Consider the following 26,574-nt stretch of genomic DNA (forward strand, 5'->3'; position numbering starts at 1 on the left):
AAAATTTGTGTACATATACATATAGCATGACCCAAAAAAACATGATAAAATATGAATGAGGTGTCAATTATGCAAAGAAAGGAAACCCTTTTTGAATATCTGTATCACAGTCTGCGGGAGGAAATCATCAGTGGCAGAATGCCCTTTGGATCCACACTGCCCTCAATCATGCGATTATGTGAGCTTTATCATGTGGGAATTCGAACCGTGCGGGATGTATTGGAACGGCTGAAGCAGGAGGGCTACATAAAAACCGAAGAGCGAAAGCCAATGCTCGTCATATATCGGCAGGATCAAAGGGAACAGGAAACCGCAGCAGTTACTTATATCGTAAAATATCAGCAATCCTTACGGGATGCTTATGCCACAATGACACTGATCATGCCGCGTATTCTTTCCTTCTCTGTTCAGGTGTGCAGTGATTACACATTGCACTGTATGAAAGAATCAGTTGAGGAGGCTGCAGAGAAAAATACAGAATTACGCTGGAAAACCAATCTGAAAATCTTCAATGCACTGCTGGATCAGACGCACAATATGTTTTTTCGGGACTTATTTTCCAGCCTTACGCTGTATGCAAGACCGATATTCTTCTTTCAGGAAAAGCAGGGCTCAAGCCTTAACCGAGAAAGCTACCGGTTTCAGAATATTTTATGGGTTCAGGAAGCCATGTACAACCGACAGCTTACAGAGAGCATGGTCAGACTTACACAGATGTATACTGCTGTACAAAAAACAGCCGAGCTGCAGATGCAGCGCCTGAGGGAGCAGTATCCGCAAATCGAACAGTCAAAAAAGCCTTTTATATGGCATTCCGATCGGGGATGCGACCACCTGCATGTCCAGATTACACGCGATTTGATTGACAAGATCGGTACCGGAAGAATTACGGTAGGATCACGGCTTCCCTCGGAGGCAAAACTCGCTGCACAATATAAGGTAAGCGTTGCAACGATTCGTAAGGCCCTCGCCTCACTGAATGAGCTGGGCTATGCAAAAACACAGAATGTCAAAGGAACCACAGTCTGCATGCAGGACGAGAATACTGCCGCTAAATGCATGCAGATAAAGGTTTACCGGAAGGACACCCTGCGCTACCTCAGTGGTCTGCAGCTTATGATCCTCCTTATGAAGCCTGCAGCACGCTCAGCGTTCCCTTTTATTACACAACAGGCTCTGTCTAAGCTGCAGTATGATTTACAGCACGAAGAACGGATTCCTTTGGATTGTCTGACGGCGCTTGTACTTCAATATGTACCGCTGGAAACTCTGCGTACCCTGTTGACAGAGCTTGGCCGGATAGTGTGCTGGGGCTATTATTATTCCTTTTATCCCAGTAAACAGCACGGCTCTACCGTATTAAACCGCAAAAGCATGGAAGCTGTGAACTACCTGCAGGCAGGAAATCAGGAGGCATTTTCCACTCAGCTGTGCATATGCTATGCTCATATTCTGGATGTTGTCCGCTCAAATATGATCGATTTACAGCTCTTTGAGGCATCCTATATGAAAACACCGGATGAGGTCTTTTTATAAAAAAACAGCTGATTATACGCCGGTTCTTTCTTACTTTAGGGAGTATGCAAACAGGGAGAGATCAACTTCTATTGATAACTACTATCGTGTTGATTTCTCCCTGCTTTTAATTTGCGTAAGAACCTATGCGCCGGCAGCCGTTTTTCAGTATCCGTGAATTTCGAACACTGTATATTCTTTGTCAAAATGATAGCCGAGCTTCTCCGCCAGATGTACAGAATCCATATTGTGGGCATCCCAGCTCGGATACCAGCCACGCTTCAGGCATTCCAGTATCAGCTTTGCGCATGCTGCAGCTGCCAGTCCCTGTCTTCTGTATTCCTTTTTTGTATCTACCTGAATTTCAATTCCCTCGCGATAGGAGCTGTAGGAGGAGGCGCCGGCAACCGGAAGCTTGTCCTTCAGGACAGCAACTCCAAGCCCAGTTGTGCGATATGTCTCGTAATCCTTATATAAAGAGGTCCATTCCTTGCACCAAGGCTGTTGCCGCGACCAGTTGAATATCGTTTCGTCGATCAGCTTCAGCTCATATTCTGAGCTGAGGTTCTCTACGATATGCTGAAGGTGCCGCAAAGAGAAGATGCCTGCCTCCTTTTTTATGGCATATCGCGTGACCTCCTTGGCGCGTTCCCCATATTGCGCCTGAATGGCAGCTTTTAAAGAGGTGGTATCTGCGCTCATGATGATAAAGGGAATTGTATATGTGTCCGGCTTATATGCAATCAGCTCATGATTGACCTCTCCTGCGAAAAAGCAGAAGACGCCCAAAACCGCCATAGCTGATTTCGGATTTTCAGGATCATCTGCGTAAATATCCCCCATCACATTTTGCAGACAGGAAAGAATCATCGTATCCTGTGCATGTGCAAACAGAGCCTCAGCCCGTTCGGGATGCTTCATTTTATATATCATAATAACGTTCCTCCTAATCAATACAGCATACTACTTCCTGCTGTGATAGCTGCCGCAGGATTTCATCTACAAGAAAACAACAAAGAATGCTTTGCTCCGCACGCAGGATCGGGCTTTCCAGCCGACCGGTTTCCAGACATGCATGAATATGTTCTGCTTCATATTTCATTTCATAGACGCAAGGATGCTGTATCCTTTGCTCTACACCGTCCACTACAAGGAAGTATTCCCGTGCCTTCCAGTAATTCGGAATGCGGATATATCCCTTTTCAAAATAAAACAGTGCCTGCTGCAGGGTTTCCCCGTTCATGGAAATCCTGCTGTTGACAAGAATATCGTCGAACAGGAAATTCATGCTTACCCTGTCAATAGCCCCCAGCACTTCTCTTGTTCCCATAGCAGAAGCATGAATCTTATGCGGCTCTAGCAAATACTGCAAATATTCAATCGTATAGCTGGCGCTGCCATACACCACCCCTCCCTGCAAAGGATCGTGCATCCATGCGGCACGCGGGTTGGGAAAGCTTGCACTCATCGCAACCTGCAGAAGCTTCCCCAGTGTCTGCTTCTGCAGGATATCGCGGATATCCTGTGTGACAGGCAGAAACAGACTTTTTTGTGCTTCCATCAAAAACAGCTGCTTCTGCTTTGCTAAGGCAAACAGCTCCTTTGCTTCCCCGCAGGACAAAGCAATCGGCTTTTCGCATACAACATGCTTGCCATGGTGAAGAGCAGCTTTTATTTCTTTTCCGTGATTTGCATTGTTTACCGCAATATAAACGATATCCACATCCGGATCCGTATATACCTGTTCATATGTCCCATAAGCCTTACGTACCCCATACACCTCCGCTTTTGCCTGTGCCTTTTCCAAAGAACGGGAGGCAATGGCTTCTATCGTATCTCCGGCTTCGATAATGGCATGAAGAAAACGCTCTGTTATTGCAGCTACCGATATAATTCCATAATGCAGCACCATACCATCAACCTCTTTTCATAGTCGTCTGATAGAGAACATTTATTCTATTATGACCATCTTATCCTTTTCTTTCCCTGCTGTCAACACGATTTCCCCGTAGAGAGCTTCACCGCATAAGATACCATAATGATGAGCATTACAGGTTCAGGTACAGCAATTCAACCTTATCTTCCTTTTCGTTTCCTATTTCACCTTATAAAGCGATTGCCGTTAAAAAGACGTTTCTATAAAAGCGCTTGGACAACACAGTGTGACATTTATAAGGACTGCACTTTTTCAGGATTCTTCCGCAATTATGACGGATTGGTGAAGCTTTAGAAAAGGAGCTATAAAGATTAGGAATCATAACCTCTTTCAGCTTTCCCATATATGGCACCCTAATTTGAACTGAAGCTCTTTTCGAACCATTTATATATACAGCAAATGTTGAAAAACACGTATCCTTTGCATAAAACATGATATTTATAGAAAGCCTTTTCATTTTTCTGTATTTCATGCAAAAACATAGCTTTTTCATCCGTTTTTGAATTGCTTTTTTTAGAAAACAAGGTATACTAATAGTGTAATCCTCAGATTACAATACCTCACAAGTTCTGTATACCGACAAAATCGTGAGGGAAAGGGCTGGACATGAACAGCCCTTTTTTTCACCCCTTTTTTAAAATGATATAATTCAAGCTTTATTCAGACGATAAAATGATGGATGTAAAAAATTTTTGATAGACTTTTCTACCTCCAGGTGACATGATGGAACTGAAAGGAGCATGTACATATGGAAATAGGTAAAAAATTAAAAAAGGCGCGCATAGCTTGCGGACTGACACAAGAGCAGGTTGCAGATAAAATCAATGTATCCCGCCAAACGATATCCAACTGGGAAAACGAAAAATCCTATCCGGATATCATAGATAGGATAGATATGAGTAATCTTTATTCTATCAGCCTGGACGAAATATTAAAAGGAGATGATAAATTGATGGAGCATTTAGAAACAAATACGAATGTAGTAAAAAGCAATCAAAAATTAGTTATGGCAATTTTGTTGAATATCCTGTTTGTATTACTCCTTGGAATATGTAATGTGTTTCTATCCGGCAATCTATATTATCTCATAGGTGTATTCTGCTTTGCCATATTGAGCTCGGCGATTTTACTGTATCAGATTATCAAAAAACTTTAAGGAGGAGTATCTTATGAATATCAATACGACAATAACAGCAGTGGTATGCAGCGCAGTTTTTTTTGTAGGTGTCATTGAAATTGTATATCAAATCTATCATATCACCGTCACCGATGCAAATGCGAGAGGTCTGAAGCACCCAAAGCTCTGGGGATTATTAGCCATGAATGGAAATAATTCCAGTGGTTTGATCCTTTATCTGATTACCAGAAGAAACTATCCTTTCGTCGATCTCACTTCAGATGCCCAATCGGAAATCGAGAGAAGAAAGAAAGCCGCTGGTATCGGATTACTCTTCCTAGTAACAGGCGCTATCAGCTTTGTGCTTAGTGCAATGACCTTCATCTAGCAGGCAGTAAAACCTTCCTGTCTATTTCCAATGAAAAAGCCGGGCTATCTCCTGTATAATAAGATAGCCCTTGAGCTGAATGCTTCAACTATATGCAAGCCTTCCCGAACACCAAAAGGCGATGATTACTTTTCCTGGAAAACCTTCCGTAATCATCGCTTTTTATTTGCGATTTGCCCATAGGATAGCTGTATCCAGGTGAAAATCATAAAATGTGAAACACAGGATCCTACATATAAGAGTTAAAAAAACAGGCTACACATTTTCCAAAGCCCTTATTTAAGACCTTTTAACCTTTCGGCAAAATGTATATAACCTGATAATTTCAAATGGTGCGGGCGACAGGACTTGAACCTGCACGCGCGAAGCACTAGATCCTAAGTCTAGCGTGTCTGCCAATTTCACCACGCCCGCAAATGCTTTAATATTATAACATATCCTGTGATAATTGCAATCCTTTCTCTGAAATTTCTTAAAAAAATCAACTAACAATCCTATTCAACTCTATTGCATAACGAGGTACATAAAACTGCAATAAAAGTAAAAAGAAACGGGCTATACTTTATCGACAATCCTGCTATCTCCGTATTTTATGCAGGCTCTCTTAGAATCTGACTGATAATTCGTGACACAGATATCCCATCTTCTTCTATCTCATCCCTCATAGGCCCACACCTTGTCCGTTCAGGAACAGCTTTTTTCATAAATGTCAGCTTTTCCTTATGTAGAAAGAATTATAAAGCTATTATGTGGTATAATGGAGGGGATATAAATCATAACAAGGGAGGATTCCTTCATGAAAAAACTCAGACTCGCAGCCGTTTGTATGCTCCTATTATCTGCTACTGTTTTACAGGGCTGTTCCGCTAATGACCATGGACTGGACCCCGATAAGCCTATCACTCTGACCCTCTGGCATTATTACAGCGGTTCACAGAAGCAGGCATTTGATGAGCTTGTTGATGAATTCAATGAAACACAGGGGAAAAAGCAGGGAATCAGTGTGGATGCTGTCGCAAAGGGAAGCATATCCAACATTTCCGCAGATTTAAAAAGCTCTCTGGAGAAAAAAGTAAATGCTCCGGAGCTTCCGAATATTTTTGCCGCCTATGGAGATACGGCGGAGGATATGGAAAAAGCGGAAAAGCTCGTTTCCATCAATGCCTATATGTCAGATGAGGAAATGGCAGAATATGTCGATGACTATATGAAGGATGGCATTCTGCACAATCATGATGATGTCAATATCTTCCCAATAGCAAAGGCAACGGAGGTCATGGTTATCAATAAGAATAAATGGGATGAATTTGCGAAAAAGGAAGATGTAAAGCTTTCCGATCTGGATACATGGGAGGGACTTGCCCATGTCAGTGAGAAATACTATACATACAGTGGAGGAAAAGCCTTTTTTGCGAGAGATGCCCTCATGAATTATCTCAATGCCGGAAGCGAACAGCTGGGTACACCGCTATTTACCATAACCGGATACTCCGGCTCCTTCACCGTCAGCAAAGAAACCATGCGCAAGCTTTGGAATCAGTATTATGTTCCGTTTGTAAAGGGCTATTATACCAAAAACGGACGGTTTGCCAGTGATGACATGAAAACCGAGGATGTCATTGCCTGTGTTGCCTCCTCTGCAGGAGCAACCTTCTTTCCGAAGGAAATCATCAGTGATGATGGAACAGGCTATGCTGTGAAATATATCGTACGTCAGGTTCCCAACTTCGAGGAAAAAAAGAGCTATGCGATTACACAGGGAGCTGGTATGGCTGTCAGTAAAAGCGATGAAACACACGAATATGCTTCCATTCAGTTCTTAAAATGGTTCACGGAAAAGGAAAGAAATACGCTGTTCTCCGCAGAATCCTCTTATCTGCCGGTGAAAAAGGAGGCAAACTCCTTTGAATCCTGGAACTCCATTACGGAAGCCGAAAAGGTTACTGCGAATCAGCTCGTAAGAGATATCGTCAAAACCTCGATGGAAACTGTCTCAAAGAGTACTCTGACCTCGCAGAAATCATTTAACAAAAGCTTTGAAATCCGCAATTATCTGGAAACAGCACTGAATGAAAAATGCGCCGGGGATGCCCTTAAAATACAAAAGGCAATAAAGCGTGGAGACAGCCGCGAAAAAGCTTGGAAGCAATATCTCAGCGATGAAAATTTCAATACATGGTTTGAACAGATTACAAAGGATATTAACGAAAAGATGAAGGACAGTGATGCATAATGCAGAAGAATTCCCTGTTTCGCAGGCTGCTGATAACGCTCACGCTGACCGGTGCCGCGATCTGTCTGATCTTTATGGGTACGGTTTTTGCCGGTGGTACCATCAGCAATCTGAAGGATATCTCTTATCATCTCTTTCATCAGCGGGTGAAATTCAGGGTATCGGATCTGCAGGAAATCATGGCAACCGATCTGTATCAGCAGGATACCTACAAGGAACTGCTACAGGAATGTGAAAAGGTTTATCATAATGCTGCCGCCTATCAGAACAGCAGGGAGCTGCCGGCATCCGTCCTGAAGCAGATGGATGCCTTCTCCAAGCTGAAATACATCACAGGCTCCTATGTTATATTTGATAAGGATGTCTTTCATACCGATAGCTACCCTGCCTATTATCTGACAGATGGTACCCCCGGTGACACATATAATGATAAAAGCGATATCATTGCACGCTTTGGCAATGCAAGTGCTCTCAAAAAAGCAGGCTACTCTCTGCATTCCGAGTGGAAAACCTTCATGAAGCTATCAGAAAAGGATGAAAACGACGGCTTTTACTTCCGTCCCTATCAGGCGACGGTAAACAATCCAAGGGAAGAAATTAAAAGCTACGGCTATTGGGGTACGAGCATACGTATGCAGGATAATGAAACCGAGTTCATCACCTATTCCTTTCCTCTGATTAGCTCTGAGCATCAGGTGTACGGTGTTGCCGGTGTGGAAATATCCCTTGATTTTCTAAAAAAATATCTTCCCTATGAAGAATTAAACGATGATTCCAGCAATGCCTATCTGCTGGCATGCAAAAATAAGAATACCGACACCTATGAAGTGGTATACAGCAATGGTCCCAACTATCGCAGTCTGTTTCCTATCGGAAAGAAATTCGAGCTGGAGGATGCCGCCGGTGAACGCGGCTCCACCCTGACGGTAAACGATCGATTACTTGTCATGCAGCAGGAACAGCTGCACCTTTATGAAAGCAATACGCCCTTTGTCGAGCAGGAATGGTATCTGATCGGTACGCTGGAATACGACGCACTGTACAGCAGCGCAATTCGTCTTCAGAAAACCATTCTCTGGACAATGCTGGGCTCGATACTGCTCGCCTTCATCATCGCTCTTTTCACAAGCATGAAATTCTCACATCCGATTGCACAGCTTGCCAAGGTATTGAAGAATTTCGATCCGAATGATGAAATGCATCTGCCGAGAGTGAAAGTACTGGAGGTTGATGAGCTTGCTTCCTCCATTGAGGAATTAAGCAGAAATCTGTCCACAGCGGAATCCAGACTTTCCCAGGTCATCCATGCGCTGGATATGCCAATCGGCGCCATTGAGGTCTATGATTCCGGACTCGTTTACTGCACGGAGGAAATTCCCCATCTGCTCTGCTTTCATAACAGAAAACGAACCTCCTATACACATAAGGAATTTGTACAGGAAATCGAGGTTTTCAAAAAGCGTATAGAAATCTTTGAAGAAAAAGAGGAATGGCAGGACGGCAGACAGGTCCACACCTATGTGATCTCGCATCAGCTGGATGAGCATGAAACATGGCTACGCTTCATCCTTTCCCAACATGAGGGAACCCATGTCATTGTCGTTATGGATGTCAGTGATGAAATCCGCGAAAAACGCAAGCTGACCTATGAGCGCGATCACGATGTACTCACGCAGCTCTTTAACAGAAGGGCCTTCCGCAGCCGCGTGGAAGCGATTCTGAGCGGAGATGCCTGCGGAATCTGCGCCATGATTTTATGGGATCTTGACAACCTGAAGGTAATCAATGACACCTATGGACACGACGCCGGTGATCAGCTCATCTGTGCCACCGCCCGCTATCTGCAAAAGCTCTCCTCCTCCCGCTGCATCGTATCGCGTATGGCAGGGGATGAATTCCTTGTCTTCTTCCATCACTATCAAAAGGAAAGTGAAATTCGTACGATTGTTGAGGGTATGCATCGACAGATCAACGCACACAAAATCACCTTTACAGGGAAAGAAGAAATCCGAATTCGCCTGTCTGCGGGGATTGCCTGGTATCCAAAGGATGCGCAGGACTTTGATACGCTCAGTAAATATGCCGACTTTGCCATGTATTCCATCAAGAGTACACAGAAGGGCGGTATTGAGGAATTCCAGCCAAGCACCTATCATAAGGACAAGCTGCTGCTCAGCGGCCGCAATGAGCTGAATGAAATACTGGACCATAATCTGGTCAGCTATGCATATCAGCCGATCGTCCACCTGAAATCAAAAGAAATCTACGCCTTTGAAGCACTGATGCGTCCACGCAGTACGATTATCACATCTCCGGTGGATATCCTGCGCGTTGCCAGATCGCAGAGTCAGCTTTACCGTGTGGAATTCATGACCTGGACGCAGTCAATCGCTCAGTTTGCGGACTTCCACTCTGCCTTTCCCAAGACCCGTCTGTTCATCAACTCCATCCCCAGCATCCCGATGCTGGATGATCTGACACAGAGTCTCGAACAGCAGTATAAAGAGCATCTGCCGTTGCTGGTCATCGAGATGATTGAAACAGATGAAATCGAACAGCATTATCTGGAAACCAAGCAGCAGTTTGCAAAGCGCTGGGACGCACATATCGCGATTGATGATTTCGGAAGCGGCTATAGCAACGATTCCACCCTCTTAAACGTCGCAGCAAACTATATTAAGATTGATATGATGTTTGTACGTGATATTCATAAGGATGAAAACAGGCAGCGACTGGTTGAAAACATGATTACCTTTGCCCATCGCCAGCATATCCGTGTAATCGCTGAAGGTGTGGAAACCAAAGAAGAGCTGCAGCAGCTGATTCGCATGGATGTGGATTTTGTACAGGGCTATTATCTTGGAAAGCCGGCACTTCAGATAAGCGATATCTGCGAAGCAGACATACGCAGAAAGCTCAGTAATCTTTAGCATCGCTATTGCACGGCAGCTAAAAGTATGCTGTGAGGTAAAAAAGGTTGCTTCAGCTCCTACCCGTATCTATTGCTAAAGCTGTTTCTATATCACAAAAGGCGCAGCATCCCTGTGGATCTTCCCCGATATAAATAATGAAAAAAGGAGAATTCAATCCTATTGTATTTCATCAATAGAAATTGAATTCTTCTTTTTATGAACACTGAAAGATGAAACTCCCTGAGACGCTGTACCTTTTTCTGTATACCATTATAAGCAGCGGCTGCATTACGCTTAGAAGTAGCGCAGAACACAGCTGCTTCTGCAAGTTACATGAGATGCGGCAGCTGCTTGCGCAGACACTCCTTCAGCTGCATCAGCTGCTCCTGCAATCGCTCATAGGAGGTATGGACAAAGCCTGCCATACATACCTGACGGATTCCCTTCCCTTCGATATACAGCTGCTTTTTCAGCGCTATCATCGAGATAAAGGATTTGCTGAATCGCTCATCATACAGCACCACCAGCATGCAGTCGCGAAGCAGAAGCCGATGCATGGGAAGCATGGCAGTGAAGTCCTCATACGTACCTGTTTTGCAGTTTTCCTGATAGCATTGAAACAGATACGAAACAAGAGCATCCTCATCAGCGGCATGATGCGCACACATGCTGCAGGATATCGGCTGCAGTGCTGATCGCTGCTGCCGCAGCTGCTTCAGATAAAGCTGGAGCTTTTGAATATCGCTGTCCTGTATCATACTGCTGATCTCCACATTGGGAACCTGTTTATGCAGATAATCGAATGTTATGAAGAAATCAACCTCTGCAGCAGCCGCATCAATTTCATCCTCCGTCAGAATACGCACAATATCAATATTCGGCAGCGCTTCACTGATCCGCATACGGCCATAATATGCCAGCTCCAAGGAGCAGTTGACAATCATTCCCGCACGAAAACGCACCTGCATATCCAGCTGATGAAAATATGGCAGTAAAAGCATGGATAAGCGTGTATATTCGCTCTCGTACAGCTGCAGCCCGCGCAGTTTTTCATCCTTATGAAACAGGCGCATAACACTGAGGAACTCCGCCATGGAATCAAATTTCACCTGTGTATCATTATAATGGAGCACCCGCATGGCATGATGCTTTCGTATCATCGCTGTCTGCAGCAGAATGGAAAAGAGAATCGGAAGCTCCTCATCCGGCTCCCCGTGATATTCCTGCTTCAGCAACGCAAAGAAACGCGCACTCAGCTGCCTGGTTTCCTCATTCACTACAAATTCATGCAGCATGCTTCTATTCCACTGCCGTGCCCCGCTTTCTATCAGCTGTTCCAGAAACCGCATTTCCTCACCGTTAACATCCACATGGAAATAATCCTGAAGCATGGTATGGACCCGTCTGTTTCCCACATAGGGCGTTTGCTCCTGCAGGCCATAGCCCATCTGAATCCGTTTCATCATAACGCCGAGATAAATACTGAAATGATGCAGCGCATTCGCCGTAAAGCGATACCGATAGGCATCCTCGTACAGCCGCAGAATATCGCGAAACAGAGACTGATGCTCCTGCAGAAAAACCGGTTCAATACTCATAATCATCGCCTTATCCGCTCGCTGATAAAAATAGTACAGCACAAACAGACGAAGCTGCCGCTCGTCCCCGTCGATATGCAAATGTGTCCCCTTCGTGATTTTCAGATGAAACATCCGCAGCATACTTTCCCAGCACAGCAAATCTTCCTTCAGCTGAAGACGGTTTGTATACAATTCATCGGCAAGCGTATCCATCGTGTACGGCTCCTGTCGAAACAGCAGTAAGATCATACCGTGATAAAACCTGTCCAAATCCGGCTTGATTTCCAGAACCCTGGATTCCAGCAGATAGCGGACATACTCCTCCTCCCGCTCCATCAGAAGCATCCGTACACCGCTTCCCCGCTTGGTCTGAATCCGTGATGTTACCTCATTCATATGCAGATAGGCATTGATTGCCTTAATATCATTGCGTATCGTTTTCTCACTGAAGCCGAATTCCCCGCATAATTCCTGAATTGGCTGATAATGCTTCTGTGACAGCAGATACAGAAGCAGTTTTCGCTGTCGCTGGTTCATACATCTCCCGCTTTCCTCTTTGTAAAAATTTTACCACAGTTACGGTAATTTTGCTACTTAACAACGCCTTCAACAGGCCTATAATGGACTATGGTATAGAAAGTAAGTATTTGAGGAGGCAATAGCTATGGAAACTGTACTAAAACAAAAGAAACAGATGATATATCTTCCACTGATCGTTCTCATGTTTACACAGATTGGAACCTCAGGGGATAATGCGGTTCTCAGTGTCGCGACAAACGCACTGATATCCGCATTGCATGCAAGTATGAATGACATTCAGCTTGCCAATATGGTGTATTCGCTCTGTGCCGGGGCGTTTATGGTTGCCGGCGGAATGCTGGGAATCATCATCGGCTGGAAAAAGAACTTCCGCATCGGTGTGATTCTTGCCATCATCGGAGAGCTCATGCTGGCCATCTCCACCAATGTTGTTATGTTTACCTGGGGCGGCCGTTTGCTGGTCGGTCTGGGCGCAAGCTTTATGATACCTTCCGTTCTCGGACTGATCCCGGGAATCTACAGTGGTAAGGAACGCGTCTTCGCGTTTGGTGCCATCGGTGCAGCCACCGGGATTGCGGCAGCCGCAGGTCCCATCGTAGCCGGCTTTCTGCTGGATGCATTTGGTTTTCGGGTTGCCTTTGGTGCACTCGCCGTTTACTTTTTCCTGATTCTCATCGGTTCAACGGCAATCCCCGAGGTTGAGCGTTCAACAAAGAATCTGAAAATGGATGTGCGCGGAACGATCGTTGCGGCAATCGGTCTGTTCCTGTTTTTGATCGGTATTTCCAAGATTTCCGTATGGGGACTTATAACACCGCTGCAGGCACCGTTTACGCTTTTTGGAATCTCCCCATCCCTGCCGCTTGCGCTGCTTGGTGTCATCATTCTTGCTCTACTGGTCGTTATGGAAAAAAGCATTGAACAGAAGAACGGATGTGCCCTGCTTCCTTCCTCCTTTCTGAAATCCGCGCAGGTCCGTGCAGGACTGTTCGCCAGCGCCATTGTATTCCTGTATCTGGGAGGTACTGTTATGCTGGTAAATCCCTATCTGCAGGTTGTCGGTGGGTTCAATGCCGTTCAGACAGGGGTTGCGATGATCTGTGTCGGTGCTCCCATGTTTGCGGCATCCATGGGGGTTCCGAAATATGCAGCGCAGGTACATCCGAAAACGATTCTTCGCATCGGCTATATCCTGCTTGCCGTTTCCGTGATCCCTATGGCATTCTCTTTGCAGGAGCACGGAGTATCCATCGGCATGTATATCGGGTTGATCATTGCCGGTATCGGTCAGGGAATGCTGAGTGCACAGGCAAGCAATGTCGTGGCACTGGCTGTCAATGAGCGTGATGCCCAGCAATCCGGCGGCATACAGGCTACCGCAAGAAATGTCGGACAGGCAATCGGTGTTGCGGTGCTTGGCATGGTTATGATTTTCACGATCAATGCCAATCTGGGAAGCAGTATGGAAAAGGATGCATTGCTCTCCGCCTCCCTTGTACAGCAGGAGGAAGCAAAAAATGTCAGCTTTATGTCGGATGAGGCCTTTATCTCTTCCCTGTCGGATCTCACCATGAAGCCGCAGGAGCAGCAGGAGCTTGTCCGTCTGAATGCACAGGCCCGCATGCATTCCACACAGTATGCACTCTATGTACTGGGAATTCTTTCCCTTGTATGTATTTTCAGTACCGGCGGCATTACGATTACAAAAAAAGAACAGGCATAAATTCATGCATCAGTGATAAGGAGATGAGGAAAGATGCAGAAATTATATACAAATGGTACCATCCTTACGATGAAGGAAAACGAATTATACAGTGAGGCACTGCTGATCAGGAACGGAAGTATTCAGGCAGTCGGCACAAGGAAGGATCTGGAGCCTCTATGCGAGGCAGATTGTGAGCGAATCGATTTGCAGGGAGCATGCCTGATGCCCTCCTTTATCGATGCGCACTCCCACATGCTGCAGTTTGCGAACACCCTGAAATTTGTTCCGCTGAAAAGCTGCACCTGTGTTGCGGATATTCAGGAGGAAATCAAACGCTACATTGAAGAGAAACAGCTAGCGGATGGTGAATGGGTGATGGGCTTTGGCTATGACCATAATGCACTTGCTGAGCACCGGCATCCAAACTGCCATGAGCTGGATGCCGCAAGCCGTACGCATCCTATCATTCTTGCACACTCCTCCTTCCACATGGGAGTCTTAAATACCATGGCTCTGCAGGCTTATGGTCTGGATGACAGCGTGAAGAATCCGGAGGGTGGAAGCTATGGCCGTGATGAGCAGGGACACCTGAACGGATATATGGAAGAGGTTACCTTCATGCGCGGTCCCGGAGAACGTGTCATGAGTCTGGAAAACATTGATGCGTATGCCGTCGAGGCACAGAAAATCTATGCCAGCTTCGGTATTACCACAGCACAGGAGGGCTTTGCGCACAGGAGCGAGGTGGATATTTACGAACGCCTTGGCCGCAGCGATCAGATGCTGCTGGATATGGTTGCATACGTGGATATCGTGGAGGACAGCGAGGTTGTTCAGCAAAGAGAGGACCTTAAGGAGTACAGGAACCACTTTCGCATCGGCGGCTACAAGCTGTTTCTGGACGGCTCCCCACAGGGTAAGACGGCATGGATGAGCAAGCCGTATGTAAACAGCGGTGATTATTGCGGCTATCCGATCTATACGGATGAGCAGGTGGACGGCTACGTACAGCAGGCTCTTGATGAACACCGCCAGCTGCTGGTGCACTGCAACGGAGATGCCGCAAGCCAGCAGATGCTGAACGGCTATCATCACAGCAGACAGAAAACCACAGATACCCGTCCGGTCATGGTACATTCCCAAACCCTGCGTCCGGATCAGCTGCCGCAGCTGAAAGAAACCGGCGTGATGCCAAGCTATTTTGTTGCCCATGTATATCACTGGGGTGATGTACACCTTGTCAATTTCGGAAAACAGCGGGCAGAAAATATCTCCTGTACCGCCAGTGCCCTGAAAAATCACATTCCCTTTACCTTCCATCAGGATACCCCGGTTATTCTGCCGGATATGCTGGAAAGTGTATGGGCTGCAGTCAATCGTGTCACGAAGAATGGTGTCGTACTGGGTGAACAGCAGCGCATCAGTGTTCTGGAAGCACTGAAGGCTGTGACCATTAACGCCGCCTATCAGTATTTCGAGGAGGACCGCAAGGGTACACTGGAGGCCGGAAAGCTGGCAGATCTGGTTATTCTAAATGAGGATCCATTAAAGGCTGAGCCGATGAAGCTCCGTGACATTCAGGTCATGGAAACCATCAAGGAAGGCCGTACTATTTATAAAAAAGCAGCATAGCCATAAGCAATATGGGCAATGAAACAGGGACTTAGGCTGATGAAAAGCAGGCAAAATGAAAATTGCCCGCTTTTTTTATTGCCATCCTGAAGCTGCAGCAAAGCTTTCTACTCTTTATCTGCCTTTCAAAGATGCCGTATGCCAGCATTTTCCCTTAAAGCTTCACGCTGCTTTATACGATTCACAGTCCGACAGCTTCTTTATTTATATGTATTATATGTATGATCAGCTGAAGATACCTCCGTTATAGCGATACTGAGCATAGAGCATAACTCCGATTCCCGGAAGCAGACCGCCAAACAACACCGGCAGAAAAAGCACCTTTTGGCACGACAGAATCACTGCAGAGCTGACAAAGCATATCCCCACAACAGCAAGCCCCACTCCCATCAGATGCAGATAGGGTGTGATATCCTCTTCCTTCATATTCTGATAATGATAATCATGCAGAAATGCAATACGCCTTCGCATGCCAATCTCCACTGCAAAATAAAGCATCAGCGCACCCAATGCCAGAAAAATAATAGCTGCCATATCGCTTCCTCCCCTTCTTTTTCATCATTATATGCTATGTATTATTATTTCACAAGACGCAAAACGGCATAAGTTCTCTTGTGCGGATGCTAAACGAAAAAGCCTGCAGGCATCGTTTTCGTGAAGGACTCAATTCACTGCCCGTGTAAAATATGTGAGGCTTCCTCTGATGATGACAAGAGCATAGAAGGTACATGTCCTTCTATCTCTAGTGTTTTACAGCCTTTGCACTGATTATTTAAAGCCCAAAATCATAACGGACTATAGAAAAAAATCATGTTTTTAGCACTCTAGTATTGACAGTGCTAAATTATGTGATATAATAACAGTGAAGATGAGGTAAGGTACCTGTAGGACATGGTTTTAGGAATCGAGGCGATGGATATAGTATTGCTTCCCGCAGATATTTGTACACATCTGAAAAATCTGAATCATACAATACGATAGAAAGAGGTGGACTTTATGATGAGATTTTTACCAGACGTATTTACAGACACATTTGAAGACATGTGGAAGGATCCGTTTTTCACAAAGAGCAACAGCTGCATGAAAACAGATGTTCGTGAGCTAGACGGTAACTATCTGCTGGACATGGAGCTGCCTGGTTATAAGAAGGAAGACATTCATCTGGATTTAAAGGATGGATACCTCAACATTACAGCCGCAAAAAACAGTTCCAACGAAGAGAAGGATGACAAAGGAAACATCATCCGTCAGGAGCGCTACAGCGGTTCCTGTGCTAGAAGCTTTTATGTCGGAAATGCAATCCGTGAGGAGGATATCCGTGCAAGCTTCGACAACGGCGAACTGAAAATCACCTTCCCGAAGGAAGAGAGCCGCAAGGTTGAAGAAAAACGCTTTATTCCTATTGAATAAGTGTGAGAGGATGCGTAAAAAGCATCCTTTTTCTTTTTGCCAACCCGGTTCCATGGTATACTAATATTAGAGGTGAATTTATGACAAGCTGGATCAAAGAAGCAGTATTTTATCACATTTATCCGCTGGGCTTTGTTGGCGCAGCGCAGTATCATGAGGAGGACATCACGCACTCCATAAAGAAGGTGGAGGACTGGATTCCCCATATGAAAAAGCTGGGAGTCAATGCCTTGTACCTGGGGCCGGTTTTTGAAAGCCATGAGCATGGCTATGACACAAGCGATTACCGCTTGCTGGATCATCGCTTAGGTACAAACGATGATTTCAAGAGGGTATGCGACAGCCTGCATGCAGCCGACATCCGCATCGTTTTGGATGGTGTGTTCAATCATGTCGGTCGTGATTTCTGGGCATTTCGCGATGTTCAGGAAAAGAAGGAGAAATCAACCTATTGCGACTGGTTTTCCAACCTGCACTTTCATGCACGCAGTCCGCTGAATGATGATTTTACCTATGATGCATGGGAAGGACACTATAATCTGGTAAAGCTCAATCTGGAGAATGAAGAGGTTGTTCGCTATCTGCTGGATAGTATTGCGATGTGGATGGATGAGTTTCACATCGACGGCCTGCGCCTGGATGCAGCCGATTGTATACGTCCCGAATTTTTTCGCAGACTGAAGGCGTTCTGTAAAGAAAAAAATCCGGACTTCTGGCTGATGGGGGAAATCATACACGGTGATTACAACCGCTGGGCAAATCCCGACATGCTGGATTCCGTTACCAATTATGAATGCTATAAGGGACTGTATTCCTCTCACAATGAAAAGAATTATTTTGAAATCGGATATTCCTTAAACCGACAGTTTGGCAACGGTGGAATCTATCAGGGACTGGATCTGTATAATTTCGTCGATAATCACGACGTAAACCGTCTGGCAAGCACTGTTAAAAACAAAGAGGATCTGTTTAATATATATACCATCCTCTTCACCATGCCGGGAATTCCAAGCATTTATTACGGCAGTGAATATGCAGTTGAGGGTAGAAAGCACAATGGCAGCGATGCCGATATCCGCCCCTGCCTGCAGCTGTGTGAGTTTGATTCAGAAAAGCTCTGTGAGCACCTTGCACTGCTTTCTTTCGTGCATAAGATGAAAGCCTGCAGTCACGGCAGCTATGAGCAGGTACTGCTTCGTAATGAACAGTTTGTATTCTGTCGAAGCTGTGAGCAGGACAGTCTGTATATCGCATGCAATGTGGCAGATGCGGATTATAAAGCAGAGCTGCCTATCCCACAGGGCTGCTGGAAGGATTTTCTGCGTGGCACGACATACAGAAGTGAAGGCGGAAGCCTGCAGCTTACCATTCCCGCAAAGAGCTCCTGCATTCTGTACAAGGATAACGAGAGTGAACAGACTGTGACAGAAGATTGCAGTATTCCGTACGGGGAAGCCCGGGACCTGATGGAGGAAGAACAATCAGCGGTATACGCAGTACCAATTTTTGTAAAGCCGTTAAAGGAAGCAGAGGGTCTTCCGGTGGAAGGCATGGAAGTAAAGCCTGGAAAATACCGCCATTTCAAAGGAAAATGCTACAGCGTGCTGTATGTGGCAACACACAGTGAAACGCTGGAGCGCTATGTTGTATACCGGCAGCTATATGGCAACGAGGAGGTCTGGATACGCCCTCTTGCTATGTTTTGTGAGAGCATTCTGGTTGATGGCGTACTGACACCACGCTTCACCTATATCGGAAAATAAGAGGAAAAAATCACCATAAAGAAAAAGACTTATCCATGGAAGCAGGCTGTTCTGCACTTATCGCATACAGCGATTGTTTCCGGATAAGTCTTTTATTATAGTAAAGCCTTTTTCATGTTTCTGAAGTTAATCCCTGTCTTTTTACACGGTTGTCTGCATAGTCAGCCTCACAACGCCTGCACATAGGCCTGTATAACAGCGTGAATCTGCTCGGACTGCAGCATCGCACTGCTCTCGTTCATCAAAGTGGTTACAGCATCCAGGCCGAGAGGAAGACTGCGCCGCATGCGGTATGCAAACGGCTTTGGAAACAGATGCAGCTGCTTTGCAATCGATCCGATAAGCAGGAACCGGCAATTTTTCTCAACAAAGGACTGCATTGCGCTGGCTTTTGCTGGATAATGATAAAACAACACCTCATGCAGATAGGTATGCAGGCGTTGTGCAAGGCGCAGACGCTGTCTTTTCCCGTGCAGCATGCTGGCAAGTGTATGCTGGCACAGAATGCGATCCTCCTCCATATCCTGTATATCATCTGCCACCTGTAAAAGAAAACCGTAGGCGATACAGAAAAATGCTTCTTTTTCAGAAAGGTCTCCATCCATCAGATAGCCGTCAGCCAAAACAGAGGCTCCCCCCTTGTATATGGATATCCTTCGTATTTCTTCTTCACAAAGTCTGCTATCCTGCTGTACGGACAAGATCTGGCCCTCCTGAATGCGCAGAAGTGCATCATACACATCCGGAAACTGTTGGCGGGGAAAAGTATCCTCAATCATGGAAACAAGGGCATCTACCTGACGATACAGGTCTGCATCCATCGGCCTCTGTTCCCCCTTCAGACGTTCGCTCAGCCAGCTGTTAAACGCCTTTTTCCGTTGTTTGTCGATAGCAGGGTCATCCAGAAAATTATCGGTATACGGATACAGCATACTGTAGGCGAAGATCGCCTTGTGATAGCACAGCTTCCGCTCCAGCATACATTCCAGCAGCAAAATGATCCAGACATTCCGCATTGCCTGCATGATATCATCCAGCTCAAGCGCAGTATCAAAGCACATGGCATCCCGAACGAACTGCTTGGTAATGGATAGGAATTCCTCCTGAACCGCAGGCTTTAACACTGCGAAATTCAGAACGGATTCACTGCGAAGCAAAGCAAGAACACGTCTGTCCATTTCCGTTTTCCACCCTGTATCCTCCAAATTTTCTGCAGCATGCTGTAAAAACGTTTCCCAGTCTGCTTTCAGCGCTACCGCTTTCCTCCTGTTTTCTTTTTGTACCTGTTTTTTCACAGGACTTAGCCTTAATCTGGTACAGCGGCAGTTGAGCCACAGTCTGTCACACTCCCTGACCAGCTCCTCGAAGCTACTCATCCTTCAAACTGCAGATCGATATCCCCCATACTGCTGTGTAGCTGAAGGTAGTTGTCACTCGATCGATTTCCTTCCTCTGCATCACATGACAGCTCCCATTCCCGGTTTTGGATCTGTGTATCTCCCATTGTATTTTTAACCCTGTAGCGATAATCCTTCTGATCTCCGCGAACATGAATCGTGATATCACCCATGCTGCTTTTCACTACGCTGTTTCCATAAAGCTGTCCATCCACCTCAATATCTCCGGCAGATTGCGCAATCGCCAAATCTTTGGAAACGATATGTTCCAGCGTAATATCCCCCAGCTTTTCTTCTATGGTGATATGCTTTGCGGACAGGTTTTTCAGCTGAATGTCACCAAGCTTATCTTCAACGTATATTCGCTCATACTGCTTATCCTTCAACGTAACTATAATCGTATCATTTCGATTCCGATTCCCTTTGCTTATATCCGGATTGTCTACGGTAACCGTTACATTGCCCTTCTCCTGTTTGATGTTCACTTTTTCCTTGCGAATATCGAGGAATGTAATTTTATTTTCCTTTCCCCGTTCAATCCGGACATCTCCCAGACTGACGTCAAGTGACAGCGATTCCACTTCCTGCAGCGACTGATCCCAGCGCTCCTTATAGCTGTGCTTCTCCTCCTCCCAGGATGTAAAATCAAAGCTATCTCCCAACTGTATACCGAAGCTTCCGTTAAACGGCCACCAGTCTACCGTATCCTTGTCAACATGCAGATAGCGCAAATCGCCACCCTTTGCGATCCCCACACCAATACATAAGGATCCCAATACCATCAAAACTACAGACACCACAACCAGTGTACGTATCCCTCTATGCGTTTTCATGCCGTTTTCCTCCCTGTGCCTTATGATACAGCCGTGTCAGTGCATTGGTAAACGCAGGCAGCACGGTACGAATGAGTGAAAAAAACAAAATAGAAAGCAGTAAGCCCAAACCAATACATAAAAATCCGCCACCTGCCGCAATCCATGCATTGGATGGCGTATGGTAGTTTGTAACAGCACTTGCCATCAGAGGTATCCCTGTAATCAATATAGAGGCAAAGGATACAATACCGGCTACGCCCAATGCAAATACGGTAATCACAAGTGCAAACATTACGGCAATAGCCGCAAACAGAAGCGGAAGAGCAATCGGCAGGGCACAGATACCAAGAATGATCATCCCTGCATTTTTCAATGAGCTGTTTGGATTATTTCCTCTGCGATAGTTTCGATGCTGCTGTTCCTGACGTATGGACCTCTCTGCCTTCAGCTGCGCTGCAAACTGTGCCGGTGTCCCTAAATCATCTATGACCTGCTGGTCATTCCCATCCCCTGCTTCTTCAAAATATTCTTCACAATACGAAACTGCATCCTCCACCTCAGATGGTGAAAAATTCGCAAGCCTTCGCTTCAGTTCCGCTATATACTCAGCCTTCTTCATGTTCTTTTCCTCCCTCCAGAATACCACTGATTTTTGTTGAGAATGCCTTCCATTCCTCAACATACTCCCTATATTTATTTCTTCCTGCATCTGTCAATCGGTAATATCTTCGATTTCTGCCCATATGCTGCTGGTCATAGGTTTCCAGATAGCCTTCTCTCATGAGTCTTCGCAGAACAGGATACAGTGTTGACTCACTCACACTCATCACAACCTTTACCTCCTGCGTTAGACGATATCCATAGGTATCCTCCTTGTGCAGCGTTGCCAGCACACAGGCGTCCAGCAATGCAGAGCCAAGCTGAAATGTCATATACATCACCTTTCTTCAATAATATTATACGCCATATAATATTGTAATGCAATCATATATCATAGGAAAGATCAAATAAATGTAACAGCCTGTATCCGCAGCATGCTTTATATACAAAAAGCCGGGATGAATGAACTCCGGCTTTTTTCCTATGGCAGCAAATAACCGCTGCATTTTTTTCCTTTACAGAACAGAAGATTTCCGGATAATCAAAGTACGGGACAAGTTCTGCATGAAAAACCACCCTGCCTGCGACACCTTCAATTCTTCCTGACGCTACCTGTTTCCACCAGCAGCACAGATGCATTATGTTCTCCGCTTCATCTCCAGCATTTCCGCATAATGCTTTACATTAAAAGCCGCAGGGGCATTCTTTTTTAGCAGCTGCAGGTGTTCCTGTTCCTTCCTCATGGACATTAGATTTACAGAATTCACTTGTTCGATCTGTTTCTGTGTGAAATATGTTATTTTCTATACACCTTTTTGCACTGTACACTAACTATTCACATGTATAAACCCTTTTAGTACCCAAAACGGACAATGTAAAATAATTTTGATAGACTTTTTTCCCTAAAGTGACATGATGTATCCGAAAGGAGTACATGCATATGGAGATAGGAAAAAAATTAAAGGAAGCTCGTATCAATTCCGGACTGACACAGGAACAGGTGGCTGAAGATATTAAAGTTACGAGGCAGACAATCTCAAATTGGGAGAATGAAAGATCGTATCCGGATATCATGAACGTTATTGATCTGAGTAATCTTTATTCTCTTAGTCTTGATGATTTATTAAAAGGTGATGATAAAATGATTGAGCATTTAGAAGAAAATACGAATATCGTGAAAAGCAATCGTAAGCTGATAGCCGCTATTATGATCAATGTTTTGCTTGTGATACTCCTTGTGGCCTTCAATATGTTCCTGCGGGATAATCAATATTATTTGATAGGTGTCTTCTGCTTTGCTATCATCAGCTCTGCTGCTTTACTTTATCAGATTATAAAAAAATTATAGGAGGAAAATATGGAAACAAAAATGATGATTTCAGCAGTTATCAGTGGTGCTGTTCTTATTGTAGGAGCATTGGAAATGATCTATCAGATCTATCATATTACTGTGATCGACGCTACAGCAAGGGGATTGAAGCATCCAAAGCTTTGGGGATTTCTTGCAATGAACGGCAATCATACAAGTGGATTGCTTCTTTATCTTATTGGCAGAAGAAACTATCCACTCATTGATCTGTCCCCAGATAGTCAATCCGAGATTGAGCGTAGAAAGAAAGCAGCCGGTATCGGTATAATCTTCCTTGTCATAGGGGCGATTGGTCTAGTCATCAGTATCATGCTCTTTTTTAAATACTTGTAAGTATTTTACTGTCCATACGCAAGCATAAAAGGCACACTACGCTAGGAATGAATACAATTCTAACAGAGTGTGACTTTTATATACAATAAAGAAAAAAACGGATTCCCGAAATCATGGAAATTCGTGCATTATAATAACAGCACTGAACACGCCGGATTTGCAGCAGTCATCACGTTACCTGCATCATGCAGCGGTATCTGCAAAGACACCTCACAGGCACTGTTGTCCACCTTAACACGGCAGGCACGCAAGCCTGTGAAAGCATGAAAGCTAATCAATCTTTGTTCGTATTTTCTTTCTGAGCTTAAATAGCAGACGTCCCGTGTATTTCTCATTTTCCACAAGCTGCTCATAGGCATCCAGCATCCCTGCGGTATACACAAATCCCAAAAGCCCTGCGGCTAAACCCAGAAATATAAAAGCATGGTATTCGCTCCATGGAAGGTAACCGCGCTTCGTGGCAGCCAATGCAACGATTCCCGCAACAAACAGGATGCAGCAGGGAACGGCCACAAATCCATATTTTTTCCGCCGTACCTGATATTCCCTGCAAAGCTCTTTCCTGTATTCATAGTCAAACAGCAGTACCTCCTGCTTCAACACGGCATAGGTGTCCTGCTCATGAAACATACCGATGACAACCGCACAGATTCCAAGGAAAGTGAACTACCGCCAGCTATAGAGCAGGCGGCTTCCAATGAATGCTTGCACATTCATCAAAACTTTTTGCTCGTGTTCAGATACACGTAACTGGTACGTTCACCGTACCTCTACTCCATCGCTCTCGCTCTGGCATACATGGATATACTTTTCGTATGATATTGCTTGCTCCATTGATATCGGCATTCATTAGAATGCCATTTGCTTCTGTACAATCCTCGCTTGATTCTTTTCCCTGTGAAGGTATGCGCTACATCGTTTCCATAGACTGGTATCTGATCCTCGTCAATGGAACTAGCCTTCGATTGTATTGCTTCTTCACAGACCACTACTCTGATCCCTGCCGCTTCTCCTTTGTATTTGATCATTTCGATCAGCGTACGAAACGGTATCTGCACAAATGTCTGATTGTTCTTCTTCCCCATATGGATACGCTTCTTCCAACCCGCATTATTCCCTACGACGATAACTTCAATTCCTTCCTCCACACATAGATTTATTATTTTTCTTGATGCCTTGTGCAGGATATCCTTTACACGTCGATTTCGCTTTTCGCTGATACGTTTCATTCGTTTTGTTTGATGGATCCCTTTGCTATCCTTCTTTCCAGTTCTTAGCAGTGAACGGTAATGTGCGATCTGTTTGTTATAGTATTGATTGACTGCTTTTATTTCATTTCCTTTTATCAGCACAGGGTGGTGTCCACTCGTAAACGCAATCGCCATCAGATTATCGACACCAATATCAATGCCGGTTACTCTGGTTGCCTCATGGATTGTAATCGTCGGTTCCTTGATTTCTATCTCGCATACGATTTCAAGCTTGATAGTATCTCCATTGGGAATCAGACGTACTTCCTTCAGCTTCTGTTCATGCAGATCCATCTTACCAAGATCATATCGATCACGTACACACCCTGCCTGCAGCACTGCCTTAGGAAACTTTACATACCAACCATGTTTGTCTTTTCTCAGTTTGCATATCTGATTGGTAAAGATCAAGGGTTTATAACCGTCTTTGTCTGCATATCGAGGGATATGGGGGATTGCTTCATATTTGTCTGGATGTGCTTTGTAATCAGCTAAAGCAGCAAAAAAGCTTTTCCAGTCACGATACAGCATATGCAAAACATTCTGATTTGCCTGCGCAGGAAGAGCACGGTAATCGATCTGGTCACGCAATTTAAAAAAACCATCCAGATGCTGCATGGAAACAAAGCGATGATCATGATCAATGATGTGGATTGGTGTGCTATGATGCTTTTGACGTATGACATTCAATTCATCAACGACACCTTTGAGTTCTTCCAGGACCTGTAACTCATGTGGAAAGCGATCCTCATTTGATTTGATGGAAGCACTGTACGCATTTCTTATATAGAACGAAGCAACGTTGTACAGCTTTTTAGCACGATGCGTAAGAGCAGAAAAGCCGGGGGTTTTGCGGGTGATTAGCAGATAGGATACTAGAATATGTACGATATGATTTCATATTGGAAACCCTCCTTTTGTTGACATCATTATTCCACGGACGTGAGAGAAACTTAAGGAAAATTTCGTGAAAAATAGAAAGAAAACAAGGATGAAAAGTAATATGGCTGCATTCATCCCCCACCTGTTCATCGACCACTGAGGTGGGCGTATTCTGCCTGCTTTTTAAATAAACACCCCCATACCAAGCAGACGCCATGAGGAATGATTCGGAAACATACAGAATGGAATGCCGGCCAGTGCCCAGAACATAAATCCCACTGCTACGCTTCTGCTTATCCTGCTTTCCTTCATCAGAAACCCCTGCGCCATCTCTTTGCTTACATAATACCCCTTCTCCTCAGTACCCTCTTTACACGTATCATCCTTTAACAGATAATCCACGGACATTCCGAATATATTTGACAGCTGCAACAGCTTTTCCGTTTCCGGATAGCCCTAATTATTCTCCCGCTCTGCGCGCCTTCGGTGCATTTGCTGATTGCCTGCCTGGTCGTTTTGATCTGCTCTGCCAGCGCCTCCTGTGAGAGTCCCTTTTCCTTTCGCAGCTCCAACAGCTTTTCTCCTAAATTCATAAATCTGCCTCCTCACTCAAACACAGGTACATCATACCAAATCTCCATGTTATCTTCCATAGCTTTTCGCTGCACTTGCGCAACGCTGCGTTGCATTTCTGAATTTTGCTGTGATTCTTATAAAAAAACCCTGTCGTTAGATTCGCGTTAGATTCGGCAAGGCTTTTTTACGATCGCTTTATCCTAAATCTGATCGAAATCTTTGCGGCGTTTTCTTTCCTACGGTATGATTTCATCACAGGATACGATAGCCTGCTTCTGCAAGTATCCTCACTGCATTCTCAAACTGCTCCTCCTTCATCAGGATATAATCGGTGTTGTACGTAGATATGGCAAAGATGCCGATGCTGTTTTTCGCAAGCAGCGTTGAAATCTCGGACAGAATGCCGATCAGGGAGAAATCCAGAATTCCCTGTATGCGAAATGCCTTCCAGTGATCTTCACGCTCGATGGTATTTTCCGGTACCTCCTCCTGTAAACAGACAAGTGAATTTTCCTCATCTGTTTTTCCTATAAAGCAATAGGTGCTGTTCAAATTCACCATGGAATAATCCACCACCTTGCATACGGAAAAGCTTCCGTCCAGTTTTTTCAGCTCCATAAA

General features: G+C 45.0%; 23 protein-coding genes, 1 tRNA gene and 2 pseudogenes. 11 read left to right on the forward strand and 15 right to left on the reverse strand.

What is annotated here, in order from left to right; genetic code table 11:
• The first annotated feature begins 69 nt into the window (after window positions 1-69).
• The gene (locus G4D54_15600) at window positions 70-1,536 is read left to right on the forward strand and encodes a GntR family transcriptional regulator (GenBank protein QJA03757.1); all 1,467 of its coding nucleotides are present in this window, start codon (window positions 70-72) and stop codon (window positions 1,534-1,536) included.
• Between the two features lie 144 nt (window positions 1,537-1,680).
• On the opposite strand, the gene G4D54_15605 is transcribed toward G4D54_15600, so the two are convergent.
• Together G4D54_15605 and G4D54_15610 are read right to left on the reverse strand one after the other, a co-directional pair.
• Window positions 1,681-2,448, reverse strand: a complete 768-nt coding sequence (locus G4D54_15605; GenBank protein QJA03758.1) for a GNAT family N-acetyltransferase — start codon at window positions 2,446-2,448, stop codon at window positions 1,681-1,683.
• Window positions 2,449-2,461: 13 nt separating this feature from the next.
• Window positions 2,462-3,427 carry a Gfo/Idh/MocA family oxidoreductase gene (locus tag G4D54_15610; protein QJA03759.1) on the reverse strand — a complete coding sequence of 322 codons (966 nt, stop codon included), beginning with the start codon at window positions 3,425-3,427 and terminating at the stop codon, window positions 2,462-2,464.
• Window positions 3,428-4,199: 772 nt separating this feature from the next.
• Between G4D54_15610 and G4D54_15615 the strand changes: the two genes are divergently transcribed.
• A complete protein-coding gene (locus G4D54_15615; GenBank protein ID QJA03760.1) occupies window positions 4,200-4,607 on the forward strand; it encodes a helix-turn-helix transcriptional regulator in 408 nt (135 codons plus the stop codon).
• A 13-nt stretch (window positions 4,608-4,620) separates the two neighbouring features.
• Window positions 4,621-4,956, forward strand: a complete 336-nt coding sequence (locus tag G4D54_15620) for a hypothetical protein (protein ID QJA03761.1) — start codon at window positions 4,621-4,623, stop codon at window positions 4,954-4,956.
• A 330-nt stretch (window positions 4,957-5,286) separates the two neighbouring features.
• Here the strand turns inward: G4D54_15620 and G4D54_15625 are convergent.
• Window positions 5,287-5,370 (reverse strand) — tRNA-Leu (locus tag G4D54_15625).
• A 382-nt stretch (window positions 5,371-5,752) separates the two neighbouring features.
• On the opposite strand from G4D54_15625, the gene G4D54_15630 reads away from it, so the two are divergent.
• Together G4D54_15630 and G4D54_15635 are read left to right on the forward strand one after the other, a co-directional pair.
• Window positions 5,753-7,189 (forward strand): extracellular solute-binding protein, encoded by a 1,437-nt coding sequence (locus G4D54_15630; protein QJA03762.1) that lies wholly within the window; start codon window positions 5,753-5,755, stop codon window positions 7,187-7,189.
• A complete protein-coding gene (locus G4D54_15635) occupies window positions 7,189-10,119 on the forward strand; it encodes an EAL domain-containing protein (GenBank protein QJA03763.1) in 2,931 nt (976 codons plus the stop codon). The genes G4D54_15630 and G4D54_15635 overlap by 1 nt, the downstream gene beginning before the upstream one ends.
• A gap of 311 nt (window positions 10,120-10,430) precedes the next feature.
• Here G4D54_15635 and G4D54_15640 read toward each other — a convergent pair whose 3' ends face one another.
• Entirely contained in the window at window positions 10,431-12,218 is a 1,788-nt protein-coding gene (locus tag G4D54_15640) for an HTH domain-containing protein (protein QJA03764.1), read from the reverse strand.
• Between the two features lie 127 nt (window positions 12,219-12,345).
• Between G4D54_15640 and G4D54_15645 the strand changes: the two genes are divergently transcribed.
• Entirely contained in the window at window positions 12,346-13,944 is a 1,599-nt protein-coding gene (locus G4D54_15645; GenBank protein QJA03765.1) for an MFS transporter, read from the forward strand.
• 33 nt (window positions 13,945-13,977) lie between these two features.
• Window positions 13,978-15,558 carry an amidohydrolase gene (locus G4D54_15650; protein ID QJA03766.1) on the forward strand — a complete coding sequence of 527 codons (1,581 nt, stop codon included), beginning with the start codon at window positions 13,978-13,980 and terminating at the stop codon, window positions 15,556-15,558.
• 225 nt (window positions 15,559-15,783) lie between these two features.
• Here G4D54_15650 and G4D54_15655 read toward each other — a convergent pair whose 3' ends face one another.
• Entirely contained in the window at window positions 15,784-16,092 is a 309-nt protein-coding gene (locus tag G4D54_15655) for a hypothetical protein (protein QJA03767.1), read from the reverse strand.
• A 462-nt stretch (window positions 16,093-16,554) separates the two neighbouring features.
• Between G4D54_15655 and G4D54_15660 the strand changes: the two genes are divergently transcribed.
• Window positions 16,555-16,968, forward strand: coding sequence for an Hsp20/alpha crystallin family protein (locus G4D54_15660; GenBank protein QJA03768.1), 414 nt, complete (start codon window positions 16,555-16,557; stop codon window positions 16,966-16,968).
• Between the two features lie 80 nt (window positions 16,969-17,048).
• Window positions 17,049-18,731, forward strand: a complete 1,683-nt coding sequence (locus tag G4D54_15665; GenBank protein ID QJA03769.1) for a DUF1653 domain-containing protein — start codon at window positions 17,049-17,051, stop codon at window positions 18,729-18,731.
• Between the two features lie 167 nt (window positions 18,732-18,898).
• Here G4D54_15665 and G4D54_15670 read toward each other — a convergent pair whose 3' ends face one another.
• From G4D54_15670 to G4D54_15690, 5 genes are read right to left on the reverse strand one after another with little or no spacing between them, the layout of a single operon-like run.
• A complete protein-coding gene (locus G4D54_15670) occupies window positions 18,899-20,107 on the reverse strand; it encodes a hypothetical protein (GenBank protein QJA03770.1) in 1,209 nt (402 codons plus the stop codon).
• The gene (locus tag G4D54_15675) at window positions 20,104-20,961 is read right to left on the reverse strand and encodes a DUF4097 domain-containing protein (protein ID QJA03771.1); all 858 of its coding nucleotides are present in this window, start codon (window positions 20,959-20,961) and stop codon (window positions 20,104-20,106) included. The genes G4D54_15670 and G4D54_15675 overlap by 4 nt, the downstream gene beginning before the upstream one ends.
• Window positions 20,948-21,562, reverse strand: coding sequence for a DUF1700 domain-containing protein (locus G4D54_15680; protein ID QJA03772.1), 615 nt, complete (start codon window positions 21,560-21,562; stop codon window positions 20,948-20,950). Before G4D54_15680 ends, G4D54_15675 begins: the two co-directional genes overlap by 14 nt.
• Window positions 21,549-21,875, reverse strand: a complete 327-nt coding sequence (locus tag G4D54_15685) for a helix-turn-helix transcriptional regulator (GenBank protein ID QJA03773.1) — start codon at window positions 21,873-21,875, stop codon at window positions 21,549-21,551. The genes G4D54_15680 and G4D54_15685 overlap by 14 nt, the downstream gene beginning before the upstream one ends.
• A gap of 52 nt (window positions 21,876-21,927) precedes the next feature.
• Window positions 21,928-22,182: a hypothetical protein gene (locus tag G4D54_15690; GenBank protein ID QJA03774.1), complete on the reverse strand. Its 255-nt coding sequence runs from the start codon at window positions 22,180-22,182 to the stop codon at window positions 21,928-21,930.
• A 301-nt stretch (window positions 22,183-22,483) separates the two neighbouring features.
• Between G4D54_15690 and G4D54_15695 the strand changes: the two genes are divergently transcribed.
• On the forward strand, window positions 22,484-22,891 hold the full coding sequence (locus G4D54_15695) for a helix-turn-helix transcriptional regulator (GenBank protein QJA03775.1): 408 nt from the start codon (window positions 22,484-22,486) through the stop codon (window positions 22,889-22,891).
• Between the two features lie 9 nt (window positions 22,892-22,900).
• Window positions 22,901-23,245: a hypothetical protein gene (locus G4D54_15700; GenBank protein ID QJA03776.1), complete on the forward strand. Its 345-nt coding sequence runs from the start codon at window positions 22,901-22,903 to the stop codon at window positions 23,243-23,245.
• Between the two features lie 270 nt (window positions 23,246-23,515).
• On the opposite strand, the pseudogene G4D54_15705 reads toward G4D54_15700, so the two are convergent.
• The 5 genes and pseudogenes from G4D54_15705 to G4D54_15725 all read right to left on the reverse strand — a co-directional run bounded on the left by G4D54_15705 (window position 23,516) and on the right by G4D54_15725 (window position 26,571).
• Window positions 23,516-23,905: pseudogene (locus tag G4D54_15705) on the reverse strand (XRE family transcriptional regulator).
• A 110-nt stretch (window positions 23,906-24,015) separates the two neighbouring features.
• A complete protein-coding gene (tnpB, locus tag G4D54_15710) occupies window positions 24,016-25,185 on the reverse strand; it encodes an IS200/IS605 family element transposase accessory protein TnpB (GenBank protein QJA03777.1) in 1,170 nt (389 codons plus the stop codon).
• A 378-nt stretch (window positions 25,186-25,563) separates the two neighbouring features.
• A pseudogene (locus G4D54_15715) lies at window positions 25,564-25,779 on the reverse strand (XRE family transcriptional regulator).
• Complete coding sequence (locus tag G4D54_15720) at window positions 25,764-25,970, reverse strand: helix-turn-helix transcriptional regulator (GenBank protein ID QJA03778.1); 207 nt, start codon at window positions 25,968-25,970, stop codon at window positions 25,764-25,766. The pseudogene G4D54_15715 and the gene G4D54_15720 overlap by 16 nt, the downstream one beginning before the upstream one ends.
• Before the next feature lie 235 nt (window positions 25,971-26,205).
• Entirely contained in the window at window positions 26,206-26,571 is a 366-nt protein-coding gene (locus G4D54_15725; protein ID QJA03779.1) for an ACT domain-containing protein, read from the reverse strand.
• Window positions 26,572-26,574: the final 3 nt, after the last annotated feature.

This window comes from [Clostridium] innocuum, from assembly GCA_012317185.1.
GTDB lineage: Bacteria > Bacillota_I > Bacilli_A > Erysipelotrichales > Erysipelotrichaceae > Clostridium_AQ > Clostridium_AQ innocuum.

What these genes read in the sequence shown, in the direction of transcription:
- G4D54_15600 (QJA03757.1), top strand. Translation starts at nt 70, where the DNA reads ATGCAAAGAAAGGAAACCCTTTTTGAATATCTGTATCACAGTCTGCGG.
- G4D54_15605 (QJA03758.1), bottom strand. Translation starts at nt 2,448, where the DNA reads ATGATATATAAAATGAAGCATCCCGAACGGGCTGAGGCTCTGTTTGCA.
- G4D54_15610 (QJA03759.1), bottom strand. Translation starts at nt 3,427, where the DNA reads ATGGTGCTGCATTATGGAATTATATCGGTAGCTGCAATAACAGAGCGT.
- G4D54_15615 (QJA03760.1), top strand. Translation starts at nt 4,200, where the DNA reads ATGGAAATAGGTAAAAAATTAAAAAAGGCGCGCATAGCTTGCGGACTG.
- G4D54_15620 (QJA03761.1), top strand. Translation starts at nt 4,621, where the DNA reads ATGAATATCAATACGACAATAACAGCAGTGGTATGCAGCGCAGTTTTT.
- G4D54_15630 (QJA03762.1), top strand. Translation starts at nt 5,753, where the DNA reads ATGAAAAAACTCAGACTCGCAGCCGTTTGTATGCTCCTATTATCTGCT.
- G4D54_15635 (QJA03763.1), top strand. Translation starts at nt 7,189, where the DNA reads ATGCAGAAGAATTCCCTGTTTCGCAGGCTGCTGATAACGCTCACGCTG.
- G4D54_15640 (QJA03764.1), bottom strand. Translation starts at nt 12,218, where the DNA reads ATGAACCAGCGACAGCGAAAACTGCTTCTGTATCTGCTGTCACAGAAG.
- G4D54_15645 (QJA03765.1), top strand. Translation starts at nt 12,346, where the DNA reads ATGGAAACTGTACTAAAACAAAAGAAACAGATGATATATCTTCCACTG.
- G4D54_15650 (QJA03766.1), top strand. Translation starts at nt 13,978, where the DNA reads ATGCAGAAATTATATACAAATGGTACCATCCTTACGATGAAGGAAAAC.
- G4D54_15655 (QJA03767.1), bottom strand. Translation starts at nt 16,092, where the DNA reads ATGGCAGCTATTATTTTTCTGGCATTGGGTGCGCTGATGCTTTATTTT.
- G4D54_15660 (QJA03768.1), top strand. Translation starts at nt 16,555, where the DNA reads ATGATGAGATTTTTACCAGACGTATTTACAGACACATTTGAAGACATG.
- G4D54_15665 (QJA03769.1), top strand. Translation starts at nt 17,049, where the DNA reads ATGACAAGCTGGATCAAAGAAGCAGTATTTTATCACATTTATCCGCTG.
- G4D54_15670 (QJA03770.1), bottom strand. Translation starts at nt 20,107, where the DNA reads ATGAGTAGCTTCGAGGAGCTGGTCAGGGAGTGTGACAGACTGTGGCTC.
- G4D54_15675 (QJA03771.1), bottom strand. Translation starts at nt 20,961, where the DNA reads ATGAAAACGCATAGAGGGATACGTACACTGGTTGTGGTGTCTGTAGTT.
- G4D54_15680 (QJA03772.1), bottom strand. Translation starts at nt 21,562, where the DNA reads ATGAAGAAGGCTGAGTATATAGCGGAACTGAAGCGAAGGCTTGCGAAT.
- G4D54_15685 (QJA03773.1), bottom strand. Translation starts at nt 21,875, where the DNA reads ATGACATTTCAGCTTGGCTCTGCATTGCTGGACGCCTGTGTGCTGGCA.
- G4D54_15690 (QJA03774.1), bottom strand. Translation starts at nt 22,182, where the DNA reads ATGCATCTGTGCTGCTGGTGGAAACAGGTAGCGTCAGGAAGAATTGAA.
- G4D54_15695 (QJA03775.1), top strand. Translation starts at nt 22,484, where the DNA reads ATGGAGATAGGAAAAAAATTAAAGGAAGCTCGTATCAATTCCGGACTG.
- G4D54_15700 (QJA03776.1), top strand. Translation starts at nt 22,901, where the DNA reads ATGGAAACAAAAATGATGATTTCAGCAGTTATCAGTGGTGCTGTTCTT.
- G4D54_15720 (QJA03778.1), bottom strand. Translation starts at nt 25,970, where the DNA reads ATGAATTTAGGAGAAAAGCTGTTGGAGCTGCGAAAGGAAAAGGGACTC.
- G4D54_15725 (QJA03779.1), bottom strand. Translation starts at nt 26,571, where the DNA reads ATGGAGCTGAAAAAACTGGACGGAAGCTTTTCCGTATGCAAGGTGGTG.